The sequence below is a fragment of the Rhizobium sp. ZX09 genome, assembly GCF_017357485.1.
Classification (GTDB): domain Bacteria; phylum Pseudomonadota; class Alphaproteobacteria; order Rhizobiales; family Rhizobiaceae; genus Agrobacterium; species Agrobacterium pusense.
The window spans coordinates 893,630-915,781 of sequence record NZ_CP031364.1 but is presented as its reverse complement, the minus strand read 5'-3'; the positions used below and the strand labels follow the sequence as shown (position 1 = coordinate 915,781).

The window sequence follows — 22,152 nt, the reverse complement described above, 5'->3', positions numbered from 1 at the left end:
CCAATCGATGAAGGGTGAGGCGAGACACAGTCATGGTTGAGCCAAAGCCGGGCGGTTTTGCTGATTGCCGGTGCCGACCCAGTCGACCATGCAATAGGTTCGCCCGCTTCCGTCGGGATGTGGGACGAGATCGACGTGGCACTCAAAGGCCTGCCGCAGCAGGTCAGCCCGAAGCACCTGGTGTGTCGGCCCAGCCGCGAGAACCTGACCCTTCTGCATCAGGACGACGTCATCGGCGACATCCATAACCTGATTGAGATCGTGAAGCACCGCGATGATCGTGAGCCCTTTCTCCGAGTTGAGTTTGCGCAGGAGTGTCAGCAGCTCGGCCTGATGTCTGATGTCGAGAAAGCTCGTGGGTTCATCAAGAAAGAGGACACGCGGTTCCTGCGCCAGAGCCATGGCCAGCCAGGCGCGCTGCCTTTCACCGCCGGAGAGGGTCGTGAGTTGACGTGCACGTAAGTCCTGGAGGCCGACGCGAAAGATGGCGCTTTCGATAATTCTGCGGTCCTGTGCCGACAGGCGTCCCAGCCAGGGGCGATGAGGATAACGGCCTTGTTCAACGAGTTCCTCGACGCTCAGACCGATCGGAACCTCCGGCGTCTGGCTCATGACGGCAACCTGACGGGCGACGGTGCGCCGTGACAAAGCGTTGAGTTGCCGCCCGGCCAGGTGGACCTCACCCTCCGTCGGTTGTTCGAGCCCGGCGAGGCATTTGAGCAGCGTGCTTTTCCCGGAACCGTTCGCGCCGCATATGACGGTAATACGGCCTTCGAATGCGATTGAATCGACCTGCCGAAGCGCTTGAGCCTGATCATAGATGACGCTGAGACCAATCGCCTGAGCGGCGATTGTCTCCGTCTTCTGTTTGCTTGCGAGCCCCGTCATCCGGCAGCCTCGCGCATGGCTTTGCGCAGAGAGGACAGGCTGCGATAACCGACGTCTGCGGCCGCCTCTTCCAGGCGCGCTCCCTCCGCCTGCCGGCGCATGACATGCGCCATGCGCAAGCGACGCCGCCATTCGGCGAAACTCATGCCCGTCTGGATTCGGAATTTCCGGGTCATGGTGCGCCGGCTCATGCCGAGATTGTCTGCCCAGCGGTCTATATCAAGATCGAGCGATGGGGTTTCGGAAAGATCCCGACACAGCCGCTGCAATCGCTTATCACTTGGCATTGGAAGCGCAAACGGGCCTTCCTCCGCATTGGCAATTTCTTCGAGTATCAGAGCTGCCAGATGTCCGCCGCGCCCATTTTCGTCATAAAGAGTTGGTTCCTTCAGGAACGCTCCAACCGTGGCCGAAAGGAGCGTCGAGGTCGAGATGACACGTGGCGGCTCCCAGGGCATGGCGATCCCCGGGTCCGGCTCGATATAGACCGACTGCATGGAAACCCGCCCGTGCGAATGGACGGCATGTGGTATCTCGGGCGTTATCAGCAAACCGTAACCACAGGGGATGATGAACGAGGTGTCGGGGGTGCGGGCGGTCATGAAGCCGTCGATGATCTGGAGCAATTGCCCTCGGCGATGGCTGTGCCAGCCAAAATCGACGCTTTGCTCGTAGGTCCGCGCCATGGCAGCGACAGGCCGCGGCACATTTTGAAGATCGGCTGCCCTTTGCGGCTGTTTCATCGTGTTTCCAGGCAATGGGATTCCTCACGGGGGCCTTGCCGCCGCATCCAACGGGAAGAGCCATAGTCGCGTCGCGTCTGTATTTCAAAAGGAAAAATTGGCCTGATAGAGCAGAATAATATCATCTAACAGGATCGGGCCACAAAATGGCCCGCGAGAGCTCGATTTTGACCTGACAATGCTGATAAAAAAAGTCTAGTTAAGCGGCCAAGCGTGCGGGAAAAGAAAATCACTGCGGACAGTCCGGAGTAGCCCTTACGCAGTATTCCTATCACAGGTCCTCGAATGCAGAACACCCACCTTCGCCTTCGCACATCAACCTGCCACGTCACCAGACAGCAGCTCCTGTTTCTGGTGTCAGGCGTTGCGTTGGGAGCACTTGTCCTCCAACCGGGAAGGGTTGAGGCGCAAGAGGCAAATGGGTCCACCGTGCTCGAGCCGATCGTCGTACAGGGAAAGACGGCGGCCAAAGGGGCGCGTGTCGAACAGCGTGGCTACGTTGCGACGCAATCGGCCTCGGCCACCAAGACTACGACGGCGATTGCCGAGACGCCGCAATCCGTCTCCGTGATTACCCGTGGCGCGATGACGGATCGAGCCGTGCAGACGGTGGCGGACAGCCTGCTCTATAGCGCGAACGTCAACGGCCAACGCTACGGTAACGACCCCCGTTCGGATTACTTCAGCATCCGCGGCTTTAGCGCCGATCTCTATCTCGACGGCTTGCGCGTGCCGCAGATTGCAAACCAGACCGGTGGCTATGCCGGCTTTCGAGTGGAACCCTACTTCCTTAATCGCGTGGAAGTGCTGCGCGGACCAAGTTCGGCGCTTTTTGGACAAACGAATGTCGGCGGCGTCGTCAACATGGTCAGCAAGGATCCGTCAGAGACTGCTGGCGGAGAAGTCTACGCGCGCTTCGGAAGTTATAATCAGAAGGAAGCAGGGTTTGACGTCACGGGCCCTGTCGGTGCGGATTCAAATCTTACCTATCGCCTGGAAGGCATTATCCGCGATAGCGAAACAATGAACGATTTCGGCAAGAACGACCGTTTCGCCATCAGCCCGACAGTCAGGTGGTCGCCGGATGAAGATACCAGTCTCACGGTTTATGGCGCCTATATGAAGGATGACGCCGGCCAGGTGCCTTCGCTTATTCCAGCACTCGGGAGCATCTATTCCAATAGTCTCGGTTTGACGATACCGCGCAGCTTTTCGGACGGCGATCCCTCGTTGGCGATTTACGACAAGGAAACGGCCTATATTGGATATCGGCTCGAACACGCAATTAACGACGATCTCGTTCTACGCCAGAATTTCCGGTACTCATATCTGGACGTCAATTATCAAAACCTTTTCGGCAACGGCCTTTCCGCCAACCAGCGCACGCTTTCACGCCTCGTTTACAATGCGCAGCCAACGCTCAACGCCGTGGCGCTGGATACCAATCTTGAGTACAAGTTCGACAGTGGGCCAATCAGCCATACGCTTCTCGGCGGTATCGACGTGCAGTGGCAAAACCTTGTGAACAGGACAGGATCACGCAGTGGCCCCACACTCGACCTGTTCAATCCGGTCTACGGCATTGGCGTACAGCCGGCAGCACTGACGACACGTCTTGATCAGACGCAGCGTCAGGTCGGTTTCTATCTACAGGATCAAATGGAACTCGGCGGGCTTCGACTGACGGTTGGCGGCCGCCAGGACCATGTCAGCAACGATTCCGACAGCACCACGCTTGCCAGCGGTCTTACCACCCGATACCGGCAGGACGATAGAGCCTTCACCGGCAGGGTCGGTGCCGCTTATGTCCTTGATAACGGTCTTGTGCCCTACGCGCTTTATTCCACGTCCTTCTCCCCGGTGCTGACATTGGCGCCAACGCCGCTGAAGCCAACCAAGGGCGAGCTGAAGGAAATCGGCGTGAAATTTGCGCCACAGGGCGAGGACTTCAGCCTTACTCTTTCCGGCTTCGAGGCGACGCAGCAGAATGTCGTCAACCGTGTTGCAGGCGTTTATTACCAGACTGACGAGGTGCGCGTCCGCGGGATCGAACTGGAGGCCAACGCCACCCTTTGGGACAGTCTCAATGTTACTGCGGCGGCGAGCTGGCAGGATCCTGTGGTAACCGAGAGCCAGACGCCCACCCAGATCGGGAAAATGCCGTATACCGTTCCAAAGCAGCAGCAGTCGCTGTTCGTGAGTTATGATCTGCCGATGCCGGACAGCTGGAACGGCAAGCTGACAGTCGGTGGTGGTGTCCGACGCATCGGCAAGACTGCCGGGGATACCGCGAACTCATTCTTCGTTCCCGGTTATACGCTGGTCGATGCCTTTGCCCGTTACGAACATGATCGCTATTCGTTCCAGCTCAACGGCTACAATCTCGGAGACAAGACCTACGTCGCCGGTTGCAACACCACCACGCAGTGCTATTACGGGCAGGGTTTGACCGTTGTCGGAACAGTGAGCGTGAAGTGGTAGCGGGTATAGGCAGACGATCGTTCTTGAGTGGCGCGGTGGCTTTGATTGCGGCGCCAGGGTCGCTTGCCGCCTCAGGACCCTCACGCCTGGTCACGCTCGATTGGACTGCTACCGAGATTGCGCTTTCCCTTGGAATATCGCCGGCTGGATGCGCGGAAATCTCCGGGTACAGAACATGGGTCGATGTCGCAAATGAAGGCCTTTCCGATGCCGTCGAGGTGGGGCGACGACAGCAGCCCAGCCTTGAGGCGGTCCGCAAACTGCTGCCTGACCTCATCTTGACGTCGCGGTATCGGCACGCGTCCATCGCTCATGCGCTCGGTGAGATCGCTCCGGTTCATCTGATCGATGATCAGGAAAATGGCGGTGACATGCTGGCGAGCGTCTGTCAGAGCGCCCGTCAGGCGGGCGCAGCGCTTTCGCGATCGGATGACGTCGCAAGGCTCCTCGGACGTTTTGATGATGAGATCGAAAACCTGAAGTCGCGCCATGCCGGGCAGGTGGCAGGCCGCAAGCTGGTCGTGGCGCAACCGTTGCCGGGCGTTCCGCGGTTGCGCGTCTTTGCGCCCAACGCCGCAATTTCCGGCCTTCTCAGGAAGATCGGCTTTGCCGATGGCATTGAAATGTCACCGCAACCTTTCGGTTTTACGACAATCGATCTTGAAGGACTTGCCTCCCTTGGGAGCGACAGCACCTTGTTCATCCTCGGCGAGACCGTTCCGGCTGATCTTCTCAATGCTTCGCTCTGGCCCATGTTGCCGGTCGTAGCGCAAGGAAATGTCCGTTTGACCGGCATGCCATCCTGGCCATTCGGCTCCACGGCCTCACTGCAGCATCTGGCTCGCCAGATTGTCACCCGGCTCGTTTAGGCTGCGGGAGCGTATGCGAAGGTCGGAGGTTCTTGGCGAATTGCTGCGGCAGTCGGCACATTCGCAGTGGCGGGACTGCTTCCGGCGCAGGCGGCCCGCCGATCTGGCTTTCACTGAATTGCTGGAGCCCGATTGTCTTTTGGCTGTCCTTAACAGTTACGGTCGCCGCCACGGGGCGAACGCGCCCATTGCCGCCGTTGCCGGGGAGTGGTCAAAGCGGTACTTCGCAAGGGTGATGAGACCGATTGCCACCGCAGCCATCTTACTGGATTGGCGGGTAACTCTGACGCCGGCGGACTTGAGCATCGAAATAAGCGGTGAAGGGGAGGTCGTTTCGCTCGGCCTGACTGATTTCGGCCACCCGGTCCGAGCGAAGTCCGCAGAGGACCGTTTCGATTTTCTGATCAGGGGCAATATCGAAGCAGTTATCCGAGCTGTGTCCGAGGTGAGCGGGCTGTCTCGCAACGTCCTTTGGTCAAATGCCGGCAACCTGTTCGAAGGTATCGCCCGCGGTTACGCCGGGGATAATGATTGCCCTGGTGCAGGCGTCGCGGATGCACTGGCATTGCTTGAGCTGCCTCAGATGGCAGATGGCTCACGTAACCCGCTTTTCAGACCTATCCTTTACCCTGGAAGCGATGGCCAGCCGGAGCGGCTCCGCCGCGTCTGTTGTATCCGATATCTGATCGACGGACTGGGTTACTGCAAGACGTGCCCGTGCCCGGGGCGGCACTGTTCTTCGGGAAAAAATTAAGGGCCTGCCGAAAGCAGATAGCGTGCCCCCTTTCAGCAAATTTGCAGGACCTCAAACAACGGAAACGACGGGGCGCTGGCTCACGGCACCACGCAGCGGCCCTGTCGACCAAACTGGCGCGCCATGGTACGGTTGCGATCTGTCCGGTAGGTAACGGCAAGTTGAGGATCAATCCGGGACGCCGTCGCGGCCGATCTTCCGGCTTTCCTTCGGACGTGTCGACCGAGGACGGCCCAGACGGGCAAGGGAACTGTCAACTGCGCATCAGCCGGGCGCCGCGGCATGCCGACTTAGCTTAGGGGGATCTGAATGCTCATTCTTCTCGCAATGCTGATAGGGCTTGTCGCCGGTCTGCGCACCATGACTGCCCCGGCCGCAGTCTCCTGGGGCGCTTATCTCGGGTGGTTCGATATTTCTCCAAGCGTTCTCTCCTTCATGGGCTCGCTCTGGGCTGCGGCGATTTTGACTGTGCTTGCCATCGTGGAACTGATTGCCGACCAGCTTCCCGGCACGCCCTCACGCAAGGTACCCGTTCAGTTCGGAGCACGGGTTATAATGGGCGCTCTCAGCGGTGCGACGGTCGCCGCAACTGCAGGAATGGTGGTTCCCGGGCTTCTCGCGGGGGTCATCGGCGCTGTCGTCGGAACCTTCGGCGGTGCATCCGGCCGCGCTTATCTCGCCAGGCATTTCGGCCGCGACCTTCCCGCCGCCCTGATCGAGGATGCGGTCGCCATCCTGCTCGCACTGATCGTCGTGGTGTCCGTGTCATGAGGGAGTATGACGCGATCTTCATCGGGGCCGGTCAGGCCGGACCATTCCTTGCCGCCCGCATGGCGGCGATGGGGCGCAAGGTGGTCCTGATCGAACGCAAATATCTTGGCGGCACCTGTGTCAACGCCGGGTGCATGCCGACCAAGGCATTGGTCGCCAGCGCCAAGACCGCGGAGGTTGCGCGGCGCGCATCCGAATTCGGCGTCACCATCAGCGGTGAGCCGATAGTGAACATGCCGGCCGTAGCGGCCCGCGCCAGGAAGGTGACCCTTGATGCGAGAAACGGTTTGGCATCCTGGTTTGACAGTCTCGAGACGATGGATGTGATCCACGGCCAGGCCAAATTCGTCGGTGCGAAGGCCGTGTCCGTGGACGGGACAGACTATACCGCGCCGCAGATTTTTATAAATGTCGGCGCGCGGCCACACATCCCAGACATTCCTGGCCTTGAGGACGTGCCATACCTCACGAGCACGTCGGTGATCGCGCTCGAGAAATTGCCGAAACATCTGATTGTTCTTGGTGGCAGTTATATCGGACTGGAATTCGCCCAGATGTATCGGCGCTTCGGCGCCGAGGTGACGGTCATTGAGCGTGGGCAGCAACTGGCGCCCAGGGAGGACACCGATATCTCGCAAGCCATTGCGGAGATTCTGAGTGGGGATGGCATCGAGGTTCTTTTGAACCGCAGACTCCTGTCCTTCACCAAGGAAGATGTGGGCGTCGTCGTGCGGACCGATCAGGGTGAAGTCCGTGGGAGCCATGTCCTGGTCGCCCTCGGACGGCGGCCGAACACCGATGATCTCGGTCTCGATCTTGCTGGCATCGAGACTGATCAACGCGGCTTCATCACGGTGGATGAGCGCTTGCAGACCACCGCAGAAGGCATTTGGGCCCTTGGTGACTGCAACGGGCGAGGCGCATTCACGCATACGTCCTACAATGATTTCGAGATCGTCGCGGCAAACCTCCTTGATGGCGGCAACCGAAAAGTGTCAGACCGCACCCTCGGTTACGGCCTCTACATTGATCCGCCGCTCGGACGCGTTGGCATGACGGAGCGTCAGGCGAAGGAGGCCGGTCACCGGATCAAGGTCTCGACCCGACCGATGAGCCGCGTCGGCCGGGCCGTTGAGAAAGGTGAAACGCTTGGCCTCATGAAACTCGTCGCCGACGCCGAAACCGACCGGATACTCGGTGCCGCTTTCCTGGGGGTCGGAGGTGACGAGGCGGTCTATGGCGTGCTCGACGCCATCAACCTGGGGGCCACAACTGAAGAACTGCGCTGGGCGGTGCCAATCCATCCAACGGTCGGAGAGCTGGTGCCTACACTGATTGGCGACCTCAGGGAAACCTGACATCCAGCCGGCCCGGCGAGGAGCGCAAAGGCTTTTCCGGATCGATGAGGCGACTGTCGCTCGTTTCGTTGGTTCAACGTCGGCCTTCTGACGTCTATGGCGCCGCCGTTTCGCTGGACGAGGGTGACGATCTTACTATCCGGCTGGGCCTTTCGACCGATTACCAGAACAGAGACCCGGACGCTCGAAACTGCCGGCCGGTGATCGTGAGGTCGGATCCTCGCTAGATTACCGCTTCGATGAGTTCTTCCTTGTTTGCAACGCGCGAATAGGTTTTCGCCTTCGATACGTTCGCATGGCGCGCAATTTCTTCAAGCGTGAGGATGGGATCGGCCATTTAACTCAACAACGCAGGATGCTTACAAAAAGAGCGCCGGTAAAGCCGACGCTCTCTTTGTGCTTAGGCCAGGTGATGCGGCTTGGTCATTCCGTAGATGGGCGTCTCGATGCCCACCTGGCGGGCTTTCAACTGCAGCGACAGATATTGGGAGTAATGGCGTGACTGATGCAGGTTGCCGCCGTGAAACCACAGGGCTTCCTGCTGTGTCGGTTTCCACATGTTGCGCTGCTCGCCTTCCCAGGGGCCTGGATCCTTGGTGGTGTTGGAGCCGAGGCCCCAGCATTTTCCGACCTTGTCCGCCACGTCGCGCGAGATGAGATCGGCGGCCCAGCCGTTCATTGAACCGTAGCCGGTGGCGTAGACCACGAGGTCAGCCGGCAGCTCCGTCCCATCCTTCAGGATGACCGCGTTCTCTGTCAGATGCGAGACGTCGACGCCAGACTTCAGTTTGATCGAACCGTCGATGACCAGATCGCAGGCCCCCACGTCGATGTAATATCCCGATCCCCTCCGCAGGTATTTCATGAACAGGCCCGAATCGTCGTCGCCAAAGTCGAGCATGAAGCCGGCCTTTTCGAGCGCTTGGTAGAACTCGGCATCCCTTTCCCGAATCCTGTTGTAGATCGGGATCTGGAACTCATGCATGATCCGGTAGGGCAGGGACGCAAAGATCAGGTCGGCCTTGCGCGTCGTCATGCCGCCCTGAACTGCCCGCTCGGAATAAAGATCGCCAAGGCCGATCTCCATCAGCGAGTCCGACTTGACGATATGGGTCGACGAGCGCTGCAGCATGGTGACATCGGCGCCGGCTTCCCAGAGCGCTGCGCAGATATCGTGGGCCGAGTTGTTGGAGCCAATGACGACCACCTTCCTGCCGGCATAGGCATCCGGACCCGGATGCTGGGAAGAATGCTGCTGCTCGCCCTTGAAGATGTCCTGACCGGGGAATTTCGGCACATTGGCCTTGCCCGACATGCCGGTTGCCAGTACGAGCTGCTTCGGCTTGAGGACGACCTCTCTGCCGTCGCGATCGACGACGACGGTCCATTCGCCGGTCTTCTCGTCGTATTCGGCGGATTTGCAGGTCGTGGAGCCCCAGTAATTCAGTTCCATCACCTTGGTGTACATTTCCAGCCAGTCGCCCACCTTGTCTTTTGGGGTGAATATCGGCCAGTTTTCCGGGAAGGGAATGTAAGGAAGGTGATCGTACCAGACAGGGTCGTGCAGGCAGAGTGACTTGTAGCGCTTGCGCCAGCTGTCACCGGGCCGCTCGTTCTTCTCTATGATGATCGTCGGAACGCCGAGCTGGCGAAGGCGTGCGCCGAGCGCGATGCCGCCTTGGCCGCCACCGATGATGACGACATAGGGCTGGGACGTGTAACCGAGTTCCGCCGCCTCGCTTTCGCGCTTTTCCTTCCAGGTCGTGCGGTTTCTGTCATGGCCGTGCTCCGCCCCCATCGGGCGGCGGAAGCCCTTCGGCTCCTCATGGCCCTTCAGTTCGGTCATGGTGGTCAAGAGGGTCCAGATCAGGCCATCCTTCAAACGGATATGGCCATAGCCGCGGGCAACCCCCGTTTCGAATTCGAACCAGCCTTCGGTAACGCCGCCCGCTTCGGAAGCGGCCTCCCTGGTGTCCTGCACAAAGTTGGACGGTTTGGTTGCGGCAAGCTGGCTGGAAAGCATGTCGCGGACCTGCTCGCGGCCTTCGAGGGTCTTCAGGTTCCAGGTAAAGGTCACCAGATCTCGCCAGTAACAATCCGCCTGAAACAGGTTGGCGGCGGCGTCCACGTCGCCTTTCGCCAGCGCTCCTTCGAGCTTCGCAAGGGCCGTGTCGATCTTGGTTCCGGGGCTGATATCAAGCATTTATTCTCCTCCATGATTGCTTGGTGATGGTCACGGAACGCCGCTGCCGGGCGTTCCGTCAGAGCCTCCAAACCGCCGCCTTCAGGGCTCCTCTCCCTTCAGGCCTTGGCCGAGATGCTTATTTCGCGAGATCGATCAGGATCTTCAGGTGGGTGCCAGCCGGATCGAGGAGGGCGTCGAAGCCCTCTTTCACGGCCGTTTCAAGCGTGACGCGCTTGGTGACAATCTTCGTCGCCGGCAGGAGGCCGGATGAGATCAGGCTGATGACACGCGGCCAGTAATGGGTCGGATAGGCCCACGAGCCTTTGACCTCGAGATCGCGGAACGTGACCTGGAACCAGTCGATCGGATTCTCATGCGGATGCAGGCCTGTCTGAACGACGACGCCCTGCTTGCGCACAGCATCCACGCATGCCTTCAGGGCGTGTTCGTTGCCGACGCATTCGATCGCGACGTCACATCCCACCTGGCCCTCGGTCTGTGCGCGGACGACATCGCCAACCTTCTCGCGCTTCGGATTGATGGCGACAAGGTCGGGCAGGACTTTCTTGGCAAGCTCGAGGCGGGCATCGTTCAGGTCCGAGACGAACAGCTTGGTGGCGCCGGCCGCTCGGGCCGCCAGCAGCGTCAGCATGCCGATCGGGCCGGCACCCGTAACGAGAACGCTGTTACCGGCGGTGACGCCGCCACGGTCGCAGGCGTAGACGGCAACTGCCGTCGGCTCGACGAGCGCGGCCTCTTCATCGGTCATCTCGTCTGGGATCTTCTGGACATTATATTCGTGAACGAGCGCGGCTTCAGCCATGCCTCCGCTATTCCAGCTGAGACCCACGAGTGCGAGTTGCGGGCTGAGATGGAAAAGGCCGCGGTCGGCGAAGTAGTCGCCGGAGCGCGGCATGACGAGAGGCTGGATCGAGACGCGGTCGCCGATGGCGACCGAGGTCACGCCTTCACCGATGGCTTCGACAACGCCGCCGAACTCGTGGCCGAGGACCTGAGGGCCGTGGGCGCCGGTAAACGGATGCGGCTCGGTCGGGATGAAGATCGGGCCATAGCTGTATTCGTGAAGATCTGTTCCGCAAATTCCGACGAAGCGGTTGCGGACGATGACCTGACCCGGTCCCGCCTGTTTCGGCTCGGGAATGTCCTCGAGCCGCAAGTCCTTTGCGGCGTGAAATCTGAGGGCGCGCATGTTTCCTCCTTAAGGCTGCTTTTCATGCCATCAGGAGGAGCAACCGCCGTGCCAGCCGACCCGACCGTCGAGAGGGCTGGAAATCACAGCGTTTTCAGGGAATGTGACGACGATTGCGCCACAGCTGTGGCGCGACAGGTGTGGTGGATGCCGCAATGAATGGCTTAGTGCGGACGCTCTATACCGAACCGTCTCATCCGGCGATGGAGCGTTGTGCGATCGATACCAAGACGGCGGGCGGCTTCGGAGACGTTGCCCTTGCAACTCGTGAGAACGGCACGCAGGTCTGCTTCGAGGCTGTCGCCGACGCGCATGCTGGCAGGCTGCGACAAATGATCCGGCAGGTCCGTGATCTCGATCACACCATCGTCGCACAGTGCTGCGGCAAAGGCGATGGCATTGTCGAGTTCGCGGATATTGCCTGGCCAGCGATGGTTGAGAAGCAGCAGCCTCGCTGCGCCCGATAACGTCAGGCGGCTGTCCTTCGTATTGTGTTTATCGAGCAGTTGCTCGAGGAGCCACGGCAGATCCTCGCGTTCATGGAGCGGCTGTAGCGACAGGACGGCGGCGTTGAGCCGATAATAGAGGTCTTCGCGGAACCCGCCTGCCGCGACCATGTTGGCCAGCGATCGATGCGAAGCGGAGACGACACGGAAACCCACCTTGCGCGCGACCGAGCCGCCGACGGGAAGTACCTCGCCCTCGGCGAGAACCCTGAGCAACCGGCTCTGGGCGGCATAGGACATGTCGCCGATCTCGTCGAGGAACAGCGTTCCGCCCTCGGCCTCCTCGATCAACCCCTTTTTCCCCTTGGCCAGCGCCCCGGTAAAAGCCCCCGGGACGTAACCGAAAAGTTCACTCTCGATCAGCTGCTCCGGAATGGCGGCGCAATTGACTGCCACGAAGCGGCCAGAAAGCCCGCTCATCTCATGAATGATGCGGGCGAGATATTCCTTGCCCGTCCCGGTCTCTCCCTGCAGCAATATCGGCAGTCTGCTGGGTGCAAGTTTGACTACCTTGCGCCTGAGGTCGTCGATCGCCGGCACATTGCCGCCGAGCCTGTTGATCGCCGGCGATCGGCCGGAAGTGCGGGCAGAGGGCACGTTGCCTGTGCGTTGCTGCGGTTCTATGGCATGGGCAAAGAGCAGCGAGCCGTCGCGAACGGCGATCCGCCGTTCCTGGGGCAGGCTGGCCCGGGTCAGCGAGGCTAACTCGTCGAGCCCCGCATGGAAGAAGTCCGTAACGGGCTGGCCGATCAGAAGCTCGGGCGTGCGCCAGTCGAGACCGCGCGACGCGGCAAGAAGCCGGGCGCCGCCGTGGGTCATGCCGGTGATGCGCCCCGCACCGTCTACGGATATCGCCGCTTCCGGATCGACGTCAAGAAACTCCGGCGCTCCCGCAAAGCGCAGGACCAGATCGTGACGGCTGTTTGCCATGAGATTGGCAAGCTCGATCCGCCGCACCGTCGACGAGACGAGATGACGCGCCATGTTCTGGCTGGCTTTCAGGATTGGCGAACTGAGGAGTGAAATGTCGAGAACGGCCGCCAATGATCCTTGCGTATCATAGATTGGGGCTGCCGTGCAGGACAGGGGTGTGTGGGTGATGTCAAAATGGTCGGTCTGGTGGATCGTCAGGGCCTCGCCCGTGGCAATGCAGGCGCCCACCGCGCAGGTGCCGGCCCGGGGCTCGGACCACTCGGAACCGAGATAGAGCCCCGCTTTGCGCAGATTGTTGTTGAAGGAGGGGTCACCCAGGAATTCAACGGTGACACCAAGCCGATCCGATAACAGCAACACGTAATTCTGTTCGGCAACCTGCCGGTAGAGCCGCTCCAGGCCGGAGCGGGCGATGTGTACCAGATCTTCCACCTGCTGACGGTGTTCCCGCAGCCGTGTTTCCGAAACGATCACTGCCTCGCGCGCCTGCGCCGGATCGAGCTGGTAGGCGTCCAGACAGCGCCGCCATGACTCCAGGACAACGGCGTCGCGGCCCGTGTTGGTTCCCTGTCCGACCCGCTCGATTTCCTTGACGTGGTCCGTAAAACCCATCAATCACCGGCCCTCGAAGGCCGCCTCCCGTGATCTGCCACAATAACATAGCCGCAATTGTTCAGTGTGACCAATGCTTCGGCGAATGCCGGACATCATTTGGAACCTCGATCTCCGCGCGGGACGGAATGAATGATTTCCGTGGCGCTCTCGTTGACTGTCCAGTCAACTTCGGCCAGCTTGCTGAACTCTGGGCCTGCCGGCGCCGGCAATGTCGAGCACGCACCATGCAATCACAACCGGCGTCTTAATCCTCCCGCAAGCAGCGGTGTGTAGTATTAGAGAATGAGAATAAGCGCGATCACCAACTGGGCTTACGGAGTGACAGTCGTCTTGACGGCTTTGTCTGGCGCGGCCTTCATCATGTCGTCTCGCAGCGCCGTCGAAGAGCGTGTCGCGGTGGAAGAGCATCTGACGCTGGATAGTCTGGCGGAAGACCTCGCACTTGGCGCAGAGGTCCGGTCCGACGAGGCCAGGCTGTTTGTCATGCGTGGCGAAGAACGTCATCTCAACGCGTTCCGGGCCGAAGATGGAAGCGAGCGAAGCCGGGAAGCCGCAGTTGACCAGCTCTTGTCGAAGGCGCTGCCGAAGGCCGAGGTCGATGCGCTGCGAAAGATCGAAACGGATGCGGACGCACTCGACAAGTTCGAGATCGCGGCGGTCGAAGCATTTCAGCGCGGTGAGAAGAGCGCTGCCCAGTCCACGTTGTTCGGCCCCGAGCATGAAAGACTGCAAGAGGATCTTCTGGCGACTGTCGCGCATTTTCGCGATTTGACGGCCGCAAGGACCGGATCGCAGTTGGCCGCGGCGCGAGCGCGTAGCGACTGGTGGAGCGTCATCGCCAAGATCATGCTGGGGTTGACGGGGGGGCTGTTCCTGGCAGTGCTCTATTTCATCCTGAGACGCCGGATCGCCATGCCATTGGTGCGAATGAGCGGGATCATCGACCGGCTTGCAAAGCAGGATTATTCTGTCGAGGTGCTGCCCGACAGTCGCCGGGACGAGATCGGCGAGATGAACACCGCGATTGAAATCTTCCGGGCGAGCGGCATCGAGCGCGATCGGCTCGACGCGGAACGACGGGCAGACCAACAGACCAAGGACCTCATCCTGCAGATGATGCACCGCCTGCAGGCCTGCCAGAACCAGGGCGAGCTCGCCAGCATCGTCGCGCGCTTTGCGCCGCAAATCTTTCCCGGCATTGCCGGCGGCCTTTATATCCTGAACGAAAGCAAGAATATCCTCAACCGCAGTTCGGACTGGCTAGCGCCTGACAATGCCGGAGACAGTTTTCCTGCGTCTGCGTGCTGGGGGATGCGCCGCGGGCGGGCGCACGCCAACGGGTTCTCCGACACCGATGTGCCGTGTCAGCATCTGGATGATCCGGATGCTATCGCTCTTTGCGTCCCGTTGACCGCGCAAGGCGACATGATCGGGCTTTTTTACCTGGAAGAAAAAGAAGGGCAGGCGCTGCACCTCGATGCGTCACGGCTTTATCTCGAACTGATTGCCGAAAATGTCGGGCTTGCTATCGCCAATCTGCAGCTGCGTGAGAAGTTGACGCTGATGGCTATCGAAGACCCTTTGACCGGGTTGTTCAATCGCCGGCATCTGGATGAAAGGGTGCAACGTTTCGCGAGCGACGAATTAAAGACACCACTTGCCTGCCTAATGATCGATATCGACCACTTCAAGCGCTTTAATGACGAATATGGTCATGATGCCGGCGACAAGGTCATGCAGTATGTGGGCCGAACGCTTCATGACACGCTGGGCGATCACGGTGAGGCTTACCGTTATGGGGGAGAGGAATTTACCGCGCTCTTGCCGGGGATGCTCAAGGGCGACGCTGCCGGTTTGGCCGAAAAAGTGAGAACGGCAGTAAGTGCTACAGCGATTTCCCATGCCGGGAAACTTCTTGGAACCGTAACAATTTCCGTGGGTGTGGCAACCTCGCCGGAGGCCGGGCCGCTGGACACGCTGCTGGCGCGGGCGGATGCGGCCCTTCTGCTCGCCAAGGCACAAGGACGCAATAGAGTTGTGGCCTCGTGAATAACCGGCAACATCCGCGTCGGGCCAATTACGGCCATGACGGAAAGCGCTCACTTAGCTATGCCGTAACGATGACTGAGCCTGCCCAGCTGCTCATGTAATCGATCCAGGACTGCGGTTCGCGCGCCAGCCCGCCGTTGTAGGAAGCCGATCTCTCTCAGGATCTGTGGATTGCCAAAGGCCCGCTGAAAGGCCCTCGGCTCCTGCCGGTCGGGATCACGGGAGGCTCCTCTGCTCCGTTAAAATCCGCTCTCGCAAAGCTCCCGCAGCTCGCTCGGACCGAGATGATCAAGTGAAAGCTCCGGCAGCAGGTCATTGTCTGCTTCCAGATTGTGTGCGACCGATGCGGTAAAAATGCGAACGCCTGCCTCATGCAGAACCGCAGGCCGGTTGACTATGCGGCCGAGAAGCACGGTTGGCAGTAGACCGAACGGCACATCTTCGAAAATGTAGCGGCTTTCGATGGAGGAAGGGCCCATTCCGCCTCGTCCTTCACGATGCATCTGCTGGTTCATTTCGGAAACAGAGGCGAGGGGCACGTGGAAGGAGAGAGAAAAGTGTTCGCGAACTGTTTTAACCTCCAGCCCGAAGCTCTCGGCAATTGACAGTCGCTCGGCGTCGAGCGCCTCAATCAACTGACCGACCGCCGGTGTGACATGTTCGCCCTGTCCCCAGCCCTCCGCCTTTTCCATCCTTGTCAGGTTGAGCAATGCGATCCCGAGATGATTTTGAGGATTGAGGTTTGAGAGCGCGATGGCAAGCAAACCGTCACGTTCGACGAAGCGATCACCGAAGAGTTCAGTGCACAGGCTCCGACCTTCAGCGGCTGCCGACTTCGGCAGGGTGGCAAAGTCCACCTTCTGGCGGATGGTGTTGACGACGACGCTGCGCCCGTCGGTTTGGCGGCGGGCCGTCAGAAGCGTGGTCCCCCAAGCAACGATCGGCAGACGGAGCTGTCGTTCGGAAAGCCGCTTCGACAGATAGAGCGCTCCAAAGGAGCTATGGGAGCTGATGATGACGGGCAGTCCCGACCGCAAATGCGGCAGCGCCGCGTCGATGGCGGCACGATGACCGTTTGCGGGCATTGCAATGATGACCGCATCTGCATCCGCAATGGCGGTCTCGCAGGTTGCCGCGACCTCGACCGGACCGACGAAGTCCAACGCGCCGGTAGCGACGAGCGGTTCGCCTTCCGACAACGGCTTGGCACTGCGGCCGGAGGGCGACCATAGGCACGGATGATGCCCCGCATTGGCGAGGAAAGCCGCCATGCCATAAGCAATCGAACCCGCACCGAGAATGGCTATCCGCATGTCATCTGTCCTTTCGGTTGTAGGAGTGGACATGGCGCCACCCTCTGGTCTCTATCTTTCGCGTAGAACACAAACCGGTTCTGTACATTGCCCGCCGATCGTTGCGCAAATGCATCATTTTTTTTGGCGCGCCAGAGGCTGTGTTTTCGGTTCCCCTGCCTCATTTATCCGCGCGCCTGCCTACGCCCTCAGCAAATTCTGGCTCCTTCCAGTAAATGCATGTGCTGCACGAGCAAAAGCCACACCCCGAGGCTTAATTTTCTGCACAGTTCGAAGTCAGCAAGCCATCTTTTTCATCTTCCGCGTCCCAAACGAAAAATTCTCTTTTGTCACTAGCAGACATCATGCGTTTAATGCACATTAAATTTGTCATAATGCAAAGGATGCATGATAGCGATGGAGATACGCGAACTGGAGGCATTTCTTGCGGTTATGTCCGCAGGCAGCATCACCGGTGCTGCGCGCCTGCTTGACCGTTCGCAATCCCAGGTCACACGTCTTATCCAGGACCTTGAAACGTCGCTTGGATTTCCGCTGTTTGATCGCAATGGCCCGCGCATAACGCCGAGTGACAAGGGGATCGCTTTTCATTCTGAAGCGGAACGCTTCATCAGCGGCATCGAGCATCTGCGCAATCGAGCGCAAAGGATCAGTCTCAAGGAGCCCGAACCGGTCGAGATCGCCGCTACGCCTGCTTTTGCCACGGGTATGGTGCCGCTTGCTCTCGCCGAACTACCGGAAGCCCTTCTTCCGCATACGGTCTTTTTAAGAAGCATGCCTGCCGAAGCCGCCGTTCAGGCGGTGCTGGGGCGTACCGCCGATTTCTGCGTGACGTCGCTCCCGGCCGAACAGCCGGGCCTCGAAGCGCACGGATATTTTCAGGGTCGCTGTGCAGCCGTTCTGTCCGTTCACGATCCGCTGGCCGTCAAGGATGTCATTTCCGTGGCCGACCTGGCCGGCCAGACAGTCATTACGCTTGCTAATCCGTTCCGTCTGCGTCGCCGGGTGGACAAGGCTCTGCAGGAGGCAAATGTTCGCGCACAACGGATCATAGCGACGAGCGCGGCGATGAGTGCGGTGCAGATCGCGTCGACCGGGATGGGGATTGCGATTGTCGAACCGGCAACCGCTTACGGTCCCCTGACCGCGGGCGTGACTGTGCGACCGCTCGACGTCGACATCCCGTTCCTCTGGGGAATCTTCTCGGCAACAGCGCGCCCGCTGTCGGCCACTGCCCAGGAGCTGATCCAGTTGATCATCCGTGTTGCTTCCGCACGCATGCCCGATTTCACCGCTCACGATCCTGGCGCATCAGGACGTGTTGCGGATGTCACCTATGGGGGAACCGTCGAAGGAGACGTTCCCTAAAAATGCAAGTGCTCTGCCCATCAAACCGGTCAAACAAAAACAAGGAGATTGCCATGAAAGAGTTTAAAGCGACCCGTCGTTCCACCCTCAAGCTGCTCGCTGCCGGCTCTGGCATCCTGGCGGCGCCCAGCCTGATGCGCTCCGCCCACGCGCAGGGCAAGGTCGTCAATATCACGACATATGACAAGTTCGTGCCGCAGTCTTTCATCGACCAGTTTCAGAAGGACACGGGGATCGAGATCCGCATCCGTCTGACGGACGATCAGGGCAAGCAATATAACATTCTGACGGCCGAAGGCGCCACACCATCGACCGATATCGTGACGGTGACCGGCCACCGGCTCTCCCAGTTCATCGGTTCCAACCTCCTTTCGCCGCTTGATACCAGCCGACTGAAGAATTGGGACAAGCTGGCAGCAGCTTACAAAGGCGCACCGCAGCTCACCATCAACGGCTCTACCTACGGCGTTCCGCTTTTGGCGGGCTTTGAAGGTCTGGCCCGTAACACGGAGTACACCAAGCCTTCCGATAGCTGGGGCATGATGTTCGACGATGAATACAAGGGCCTGACATCCTACATCATTTCGGACTTCCTTTCGCTGACCATGCTCTATCAGGGCAATGACGGCGATTATGTCACCTATGAAGGCAAGGAAGCCGTTGCCCAGGAAGCCACCAACAAGGCGCGCGACTTCCTGATCAGCCAAAAGGACAAGGTTCGCAAATACTACGATGCGGGCTCCGAGGTTCAGCAGATGTTCCTGAATGAAGACATCTACGTTGCGCAGGCCTGGTCCGGTCCGACGTCCAAGCTGATCATGGACGGTCACCCCATCGAGCTGTCCGTTCCGAAGGAAGGCACCTACGGGTTCCTCTACTCCTTCAACGTGGTGAAGAACGGTCCGAATGCGGACGCTGCCTATACCTTCCTGGACGCTATCCTCGCCTCGCCGGAAATCGGGGCTGCCATGGTTCGGCAGTCGGGCTTCGCCTCGGCCTTTGATGGCGTCGACAAGCTGCTCAACGACCGCGAACGGGCCGCCATGGCGCTTCCACAGGACCAGATGGAGCGCATCAAGTTCTTCAGCTCGGTCAACCGGGCCATGAAGAACGCGATGATCGACAAGGCAGCTGCCGAAATCAAGGCTGCCTGAGTTACGGCTGCGATGCGAACCCGACCTCGGCCGGGTTCGCAGGACCCCAATAAAAAGCTTGTCCAGAGCTGGGAACGATCATGGTGAACACGACAATGACTGAACTCCGAGAGGAAAGCGCGCCAGCCCCGGCGCATTATTCCGGATGGATTGGCAAGGTGACAGGCTCAGCCCTTTACCGAACCACCATAGGCCGGCTGGCAGACAGTCGCCATGCGCGCCTCGCACTCCTTGCCGGGATACCCGTGATATGGCTTTTCGTCCTGCATGTCGGGCCGATCCTGCAAATGGCCAATATCAGCTTCACGGACAACTATCCGCCTCAACCGAACGAGGCCACGCGCTATACGCTCGCCAACTATGCCCTGTTCTTCTCGGATTCGATTTACGTGCTGCCCTTCATACGCAGCCTCGTATTTGCCGCCGTCGTTACCGTGTCTACCCTGGTGATCGTTTATCCGGTTGCCTATTACGTGGCGAAGGTGCTTCAGCCGAAGCAGCGTATGCGGGCGCTGCTGCTCCTGCTCATCCCATTCTGGGCCGGAGAACTGATCCGTACCTTCTCGGTCATCATGCTTCTGGCCAATCGGGGAGCCGTCAACGTCCTGTTGCGCGAGATCGGCGTCATCGATCGGCCCATCCCGATGCTCTACACGTCCTTCTCGCTGAGCTTCGGCGTTATCTACCTCCTGGCGCTCTACATGCTGCTCCCACTTTATTCAGCCATAGAAAAGATCCCGGTACAGCTGGTGCATGCCGCTGCCGATCTTGGCGCGAGCCCTTTCCAACGCTTCCGCCGCGTTATCCTGCCGCTGTCGAAAGACGGTATCGTGTCCGGCTGCAGCCTGGTTTACCTCACCGCCGTCGGAGTCTTCGCCGCCCCGCTGCTGCTCGGCGGGCCGAACGCCGTCATCTTCCCGGAGGTGATCGCGACGCTTTTCCACTCTTCCAACGACAAATGGCCTGAAGGCGCTGCCTTCGCCATGCTGATGCTCGCCGTGTCGCTGACGACGGTTGGTCTCTTCATGCGCGTCGTTGGCGGTCGCTCTGTCCGGCTGATGTAGGAGGTGATGATGCGGTCCCCCTTAAACGACCTTCCGAAGACGGCACTTGGCGCCTGTTATGCCATTTTCGTTATCTATCTGCTTTTGCCGCTGGCCCTGATGATGGCGATGAGCTTCAAGGATGCAAACTTCATCGCCTTTCCGATCAGTAACTGGACCCTGGATTGGTATGGCAAGGTACTTCAGGACAAGCAGTTCATCGAAGCCTCGCTTTATTCGGTCGGAATAGCGTTTGCCACCACGATCGGAGCGACCGTCATCGGTGTGTGGATTGCCCTGCTGATTTCGACCGAGGGCATCCGCGGCAGGGCCATTCTCTTTGCGCTCGCCTGCCTGCCTGCCGTTGTTCCCGGTCTCATCAACGCCATCTCAATGCGGATATTCATCCGGATGGTCGATATCCCCACGGGCACCTTCGCGATTATCCTCTCCCATACCGTCCATGCGGTGCCGTTTGTCGTGATCATGGTGCTGACACGCCTGCGTTCCATGCCCGCCAATCTCGTGGATGCGGCAAGAGACCTCGGGGCTGACGCATTTATCGCCTTCATGCGCGTTACGGTCCCCTACATCCTGCCGGCCCTGATCGGCGGCATGATTTTCTGTGTTTTGACCAGCATCGACGATTTCGTGCGCACCTTCTTCCTGGGTGGATACAAGCCGACGCTACCGATGCTCATCTTCGCCAAAGTCCAGGGCGGCATGTCGCCAGAGATCAATGCGATGGCGACCATCGTCCTCATCGTCACCGCCGCCATCGGCCTTTATGCCGAGCACTTCACCCGCCGTTCGAGGAGCTGAGTTATGCAGCCGGTTGTTCATTTTAAAAACGTCAACAAGTCTTACGGCGCTTCTCTTGCTGTCGATGATCTGGACCTGGCGGTCGCGCCGGGCCAATTCGTTACCCTGCTTGGCCCCTCCGGTTGCGGCAAATCCACGACGCTGAGAATGCTCGGAGGGTTCGAAACGCCATCTTCCGGCGAAATCTACCTCGACGGGCAGCCGATCTCGCATCTGCCGCCCAACAGGCGCAACGTCAATATTGTCTTTCAGGATTATGCCCTGTTTCCGCACCTGTCAGTTCAGCGCAACATTGCCTTCGGACTTGAACTGAAGGGGCTGGATTCGGCGTCCATCCACCGCCGGGTCATGGAACTCCTCGGTCTCGTCAAGCTGCAGGATTTTGCCGGGCGGATGCCTGAGCAACTGTCGGGCGGTCAGCGCCAGCGCGTGGCCCTCATGCGGGCGCTGGCGCCGGACCCGAACGTCTTGTTGCTCGACGAGCCGCTATCGGCACTCGACGCCAAGCTGCGCCATGAGATGCAGATCGAGTTGAAGTCAATCCAGCAGACGACCGGCAAGACCTTCATCTTCGTCACCCATGATCAGGAAGAGGCCCTGACCATGTCTGACGTCGTGGTGGTGATGAACAAGGGGCGGATCGAGCAGATGGGAGCGCCTGATGATCTCTATGCCCGCCCCCGTAGCCGCTTCGTCGCCGACTTCATCGGTCAGAGCAACTTTCTCGAAGGCCGGTTGGTGTCTGCCGAGGGCGATGTTGCAACAATTGAATGGCAGGGCAGTCTGATCCGGGCCGATCTTAACGGCCACCATCACGCGGTTGGCAGCCACGTCACGATCGCGCTGCGTCCGGAAGCCCTGTTCTGTCTGCCCGAGCAGCCGAGTGATCGTTTTGCCCTCAAGGGCCAGATCGAGCGGCGCGTGTTCAAGGGCGCGCACACGACGTTGACGATCCGCCTCGATAACGGCGCACTCCTGTCGGCCCAGCTCGATCCGGTGGCGCTCTCGCGTCTTGATGGCGAGACGGTCTGGGTGGGTTGGCGCGATCGCGACGCCGTGGTGCTCGCCGATTAATCCTCATGCCCGTCGG

The 22,152-nt window shown here is 59.8% G+C and carries 17 protein-coding genes; 11 read left to right on the top strand and 6 right to left on the bottom strand.

Translation table 11 applies throughout. The features are described 5' to 3' along the window. Positions 1–30: 30 nt before the first annotated feature. A complete protein-coding gene (locus BTN45_RS18895) occupies positions 31–888 on the bottom strand; it encodes an ABC transporter ATP-binding protein (RefSeq protein ID WP_207590525.1) in 858 nt (285 codons plus the stop codon). Continuing rightward, complete coding sequence (locus BTN45_RS18890; protein WP_035208712.1) at positions 885–1,631, bottom strand: helix-turn-helix transcriptional regulator; 747 nt, start codon at positions 1,629–1,631, stop codon at positions 885–887. The genes BTN45_RS18895 and BTN45_RS18890 overlap by 4 nt, the downstream gene beginning before the upstream one ends. Positions 1,632–1,916: 285 nt before the next feature. Here BTN45_RS18890 and BTN45_RS18885 point away from each other — a divergent pair, with 285 nt between their 5' ends. From BTN45_RS18885 to BTN45_RS18865, 5 genes are all read left to right on the top strand, one after another. Then, positions 1,917–4,112, top strand: a complete 2,196-nt coding sequence (locus BTN45_RS18885; protein ID WP_207590523.1) for a TonB-dependent siderophore receptor — start codon at positions 1,917–1,919, stop codon at positions 4,110–4,112. A gap of 35 nt (positions 4,113–4,147) precedes the next feature. Further along, a complete protein-coding gene (locus BTN45_RS18880; RefSeq protein ID WP_234826156.1) occupies positions 4,148–4,981 on the top strand; it encodes an ABC transporter substrate-binding protein in 834 nt (277 codons plus the stop codon). Positions 4,982–5,216: 235 nt separating this feature from the next. Further along, the gene (fhuF, locus tag BTN45_RS18875) at positions 5,217–5,735 is read left to right on the top strand and encodes a siderophore-iron reductase FhuF (RefSeq protein ID WP_246751709.1); all 519 of its coding nucleotides are present in this window, start codon (positions 5,217–5,219) and stop codon (positions 5,733–5,735) included. Between the two features lie 309 nt (positions 5,736–6,044). Beyond that, positions 6,045–6,506: a DUF4126 family protein gene (locus tag BTN45_RS18870; protein ID WP_112556323.1), complete on the top strand. Its 462-nt coding sequence runs from the start codon at positions 6,045–6,047 to the stop codon at positions 6,504–6,506. Further along, on the top strand, positions 6,503–7,864 hold the full coding sequence (locus BTN45_RS18865; protein ID WP_207590519.1) for an FAD-containing oxidoreductase: 1,362 nt from the start codon (positions 6,503–6,505) through the stop codon (positions 7,862–7,864). The genes BTN45_RS18870 and BTN45_RS18865 overlap by 4 nt, the downstream gene beginning before the upstream one ends. A gap of 400 nt (positions 7,865–8,264) precedes the next feature. Here the strand turns inward: BTN45_RS18865 and BTN45_RS18855 are convergent, their stop codons facing one another. The 3 genes from BTN45_RS18855 to BTN45_RS18845 form a co-directional block, all read right to left on the bottom strand. Beyond that, positions 8,265–10,067: an NAD(P)/FAD-dependent oxidoreductase gene (locus tag BTN45_RS18855; RefSeq protein ID WP_207590511.1), complete on the bottom strand. Its 1,803-nt coding sequence runs from the start codon at positions 10,065–10,067 to the stop codon at positions 8,265–8,267. A gap of 118 nt (positions 10,068–10,185) precedes the next feature. After that, a complete protein-coding gene (locus BTN45_RS18850; protein ID WP_207590509.1) occupies positions 10,186–11,259 on the bottom strand; it encodes a 2,3-butanediol dehydrogenase in 1,074 nt (357 codons plus the stop codon). A gap of 164 nt (positions 11,260–11,423) precedes the next feature. Further along, the gene (locus BTN45_RS18845) at positions 11,424–13,310 is read right to left on the bottom strand and encodes a sigma-54-dependent Fis family transcriptional regulator (protein WP_207591677.1); all 1,887 of its coding nucleotides are present in this window, start codon (positions 13,308–13,310) and stop codon (positions 11,424–11,426) included. A gap of 285 nt (positions 13,311–13,595) precedes the next feature. Between BTN45_RS18845 and BTN45_RS18840 the strand changes: the two genes are divergently transcribed. After that, positions 13,596–15,362: a diguanylate cyclase gene (locus BTN45_RS18840; RefSeq protein WP_207590507.1), complete on the top strand. Its 1,767-nt coding sequence runs from the start codon at positions 13,596–13,598 to the stop codon at positions 15,360–15,362. A 239-nt stretch (positions 15,363–15,601) separates the two neighbouring features. Here BTN45_RS18840 and BTN45_RS18835 read toward each other — a convergent pair whose 3' ends face one another. Beyond that, positions 15,602–16,675 (bottom strand): NAD/NADP-dependent octopine/nopaline dehydrogenase family protein, encoded by a 1,074-nt coding sequence (locus tag BTN45_RS18835; protein WP_207590505.1) that lies wholly within the window; start codon positions 16,673–16,675, stop codon positions 15,602–15,604. A gap of 387 nt (positions 16,676–17,062) precedes the next feature. On the opposite strand from BTN45_RS18835, the gene BTN45_RS18830 reads away from it, so the two are divergent. The 5 genes from BTN45_RS18830 (at position 17,063) to BTN45_RS18810 (ending at position 22,136) form a co-directional block, all read left to right on the top strand. Continuing rightward, the gene (locus BTN45_RS18830; RefSeq protein WP_207590503.1) at positions 17,063–18,043 is read left to right on the top strand and encodes a LysR family transcriptional regulator; all 981 of its coding nucleotides are present in this window, start codon (positions 17,063–17,065) and stop codon (positions 18,041–18,043) included. Between the two features lie 53 nt (positions 18,044–18,096). Next, a complete protein-coding gene (locus BTN45_RS18825) occupies positions 18,097–19,197 on the top strand; it encodes an extracellular solute-binding protein (protein ID WP_052808808.1) in 1,101 nt (366 codons plus the stop codon). An 80-nt stretch (positions 19,198–19,277) separates the two neighbouring features. Beyond that, positions 19,278–20,261 (top strand): ABC transporter permease, encoded by a 984-nt coding sequence (locus BTN45_RS18820; RefSeq protein ID WP_077985860.1) that lies wholly within the window; start codon positions 19,278–19,280, stop codon positions 20,259–20,261. A 9-nt stretch (positions 20,262–20,270) separates the two neighbouring features. Then, the gene (locus BTN45_RS18815; RefSeq protein ID WP_207590502.1) at positions 20,271–21,062 is read left to right on the top strand and encodes an ABC transporter permease; all 792 of its coding nucleotides are present in this window, start codon (positions 20,271–20,273) and stop codon (positions 21,060–21,062) included. A 3-nt stretch (positions 21,063–21,065) separates the two neighbouring features. After that, positions 21,066–22,136: an ABC transporter ATP-binding protein gene (locus BTN45_RS18810; protein ID WP_044459068.1), complete on the top strand. Its 1,071-nt coding sequence runs from the start codon at positions 21,066–21,068 to the stop codon at positions 22,134–22,136. The last annotated feature ends 16 nt before the right edge of the window (positions 22,137–22,152 follow it).

Bases quoted from the DNA above. Each gene is read 5' to 3' on its own strand.
- BTN45_RS18870 (WP_112556323.1), top strand. From the start codon at position 6,045: ATGCTCATTCTTCTCGCAATGCTGATAGGGCTTGTCGCCGGTCTGCGC.
- BTN45_RS18835 (WP_207590505.1), bottom strand. From the start codon at position 16,675: ATGCGGATAGCCATTCTCGGTGCGGGTTCGATTGCTTATGGCATGGCG.
- BTN45_RS18890 (WP_035208712.1), bottom strand. From the start codon at position 1,631: ATGAAACAGCCGCAAAGGGCAGCCGATCTTCAAAATGTGCCGCGGCCT.
- fhuF (WP_246751709.1), top strand. From the start codon at position 5,217: ATGAGACCGATTGCCACCGCAGCCATCTTACTGGATTGGCGGGTAACT.
- BTN45_RS18885 (WP_207590523.1), top strand. From the start codon at position 1,917: ATGCAGAACACCCACCTTCGCCTTCGCACATCAACCTGCCACGTCACC.
- BTN45_RS18815 (WP_207590502.1), top strand. From the start codon at position 20,271: ATGCGGTCCCCCTTAAACGACCTTCCGAAGACGGCACTTGGCGCCTGT.
- BTN45_RS18820 (WP_077985860.1), top strand. From the start codon at position 19,278: ATGGTGAACACGACAATGACTGAACTCCGAGAGGAAAGCGCGCCAGCC.
- BTN45_RS18855 (WP_207590511.1), bottom strand. From the start codon at position 10,067: ATGCTTGATATCAGCCCCGGAACCAAGATCGACACGGCCCTTGCGAAG.
- BTN45_RS18810 (WP_044459068.1), top strand. From the start codon at position 21,066: ATGCAGCCGGTTGTTCATTTTAAAAACGTCAACAAGTCTTACGGCGCT.
- BTN45_RS18830 (WP_207590503.1), top strand. From the start codon at position 17,063: ATGATAGCGATGGAGATACGCGAACTGGAGGCATTTCTTGCGGTTATG.
- BTN45_RS18845 (WP_207591677.1), bottom strand. From the start codon at position 13,310: ATGGGTTTTACGGACCACGTCAAGGAAATCGAGCGGGTCGGACAGGGA.
- BTN45_RS18850 (WP_207590509.1), bottom strand. From the start codon at position 11,259: ATGCGCGCCCTCAGATTTCACGCCGCAAAGGACTTGCGGCTCGAGGAC.
- BTN45_RS18825 (WP_052808808.1), top strand. From the start codon at position 18,097: ATGAAAGAGTTTAAAGCGACCCGTCGTTCCACCCTCAAGCTGCTCGCT.
- BTN45_RS18865 (WP_207590519.1), top strand. From the start codon at position 6,503: ATGAGGGAGTATGACGCGATCTTCATCGGGGCCGGTCAGGCCGGACCA.
- BTN45_RS18840 (WP_207590507.1), top strand. From the start codon at position 13,596: ATGAGAATAAGCGCGATCACCAACTGGGCTTACGGAGTGACAGTCGTC.
- BTN45_RS18895 (WP_207590525.1), bottom strand. From the start codon at position 888: ATGACGGGGCTCGCAAGCAAACAGAAGACGGAGACAATCGCCGCTCAG.